The organism is Halobacteriovorax sp. (genome assembly GCF_041587335.1).
Classification (GTDB): Bacteria; Bdellovibrionota; Bacteriovoracia; order Bacteriovoracales; family Bacteriovoracaceae; genus Halobacteriovorax.
Genome location: NZ_JBFGYP010000272.1, coordinates 1 through 1818 on the forward strand (window position 1 = coordinate 1; position 1818 = coordinate 1818).

1 protein-coding gene is annotated in these 1818 nt (G+C 37.2%); it reads right to left on the reverse strand.

Going from position 1 to position 1818, the window contains the following annotated elements; genetic code table 11:
• On the reverse strand, positions 1-1808 hold a 1808-nt coding region (locus ABX784_RS17340; protein WP_372656315.1), incomplete at its 3' end, for an exonuclease domain-containing protein.
• Positions 1809-1818: the final 10 nt, after the last annotated feature.

Consider the following 1818-nt stretch of genomic DNA (forward strand, 5'->3'; position numbering starts at 1 on the left):
AAGATGGCCATACCAAGCTCATCAGTTCTCTTTCTATTGATCATTGGAGCTTCATTCCAAAAGATATCAGTGTAGCGAGGACGCTTTTTGAAATAGCTCTCTACAACTGTAGGAAGTCCATTTAAGTGATCTTGGAGAAGTTGTTGTGTGTTAGTAACTTCACCTCTGATATTTGTGATCACTCCAGTACTCTCTCCCTCAGTTGTTTCATGCTGAGCGAGTAAATAAAATAAAGAACCAATACCTTGATTATGAATTAGCGCCTTATTTAAAGAATTTAAATCGGATTCAGAAACTTCATAAGTAAAAGCACTCGTAGTCTCACCTTCAACTTTATGAGCTTCATCTACAACCACATAAGCTGGTCTTGGAAAGCTTCTAGGCCATGAGAACATTAGAGCATGGTTACCAACAATAATATTGGCGTCTTTTGCTTCTCTTAATCCTTTTATATATGAGCAATCACCTTTAAACGGACAACTCTGTCCAGTGCAAGATCTAAAATCTACGGTGATATCGTTTTCTTTTGTAGAGAAGTCTTCAATTTTTCTCTTCATTACAAATGGAAGGTCACCTCTCGTTATTTGATCATCTACATGAGCTCTAGAGTTATAAAAGAAAACTAGATCAAAGAACATATCAGTGTATTTTTCTTTAAAGTCTTTAGTATTTGTAAGCAGGTCCTCTTCCTCTACACTCTGTCTAAAGAGCAGCTCACAGAGATGGTTTCCAGATCCAATCAATTGCCTAACTTTTAACTCATCATCATTGAGTCCAAGTAACTTTCTCAATTGAGGAACATCTTTAGACACCGCCTGGTGCTGAAGAGTTTTAGTTCCTGTCGCAACTAGAACTTGTTTTTGTTCAGAAAGAGCGAAGAGAGCGGAAGGAATTAAATATCCTAACGTTTTCCCTGTCCCTGTTGGAGCTTGAATCAAGGAGTGAATTTTATTCTTAAAAGATTGCCCCACTCTAAGAGCTAGGGTCTCCTGTGATTGTCTATAGCGGTAGAAAGGAGTCTTTTGCTTAACACTTTCTTCATCCCTAAAAATATTCTTTATATTGTCACCGCTAAAATCTAGGGAAAATAACTTTTGTCCAGCATCGACCTTTTCATTAACTGGGTGAATCGTCTCCCAAGCAATGTCACAGTGATAATTGATATCAAGTTCAACACTCTCAGCAAGTTCTTCTAACTCCTCATCGGTAAGGCTAAAAAAGCTATAGTACCAATACTCAGTTAAATTATATTTCTTAAATAAGCTATTCACAGTTAATTGAAGAGCAGCGTCTCTTCTAACTGTCGCTACAGCAATAATGAGAACTTTAAGTAAATCGACAGAGTCTTGAAATCCCCTGTGTTCTTCATGATCTGCAATCTTCCAATCACAAATAAAGTTCTCTAACTTAAGAGAAGACATATTTGGAAATAATAAAGAGAGGAAATAAAGGCTATCTTCGTACGACTCTCTTCCACTGCCATCATCTATCTTAGCAAAATGATCACTTAAAAATGATCTTTCAAATTCAGCGTTGTGAGCAATAATATGGTGACCAAATACATCCATAACTTCAGGTGAGACAACCTGCCAGCTAGGAGCATTCAATAGCATTTTAGAGTCTATCCCAGTGAGTTTTTTAATGAATTGGGACAGCTTTCCATCATATTGAACAAGGGAGCTATACTTACGAATAAGAGTCGTTCCTTCATACTGAAGATAACCTACGTCAATGATTTGATCATAATTAGGGTCAATACCTGTTGTTTCGATATCAAGTACGGCCCAACGTCCTAAAGGATGTGTCATATGTATCTCC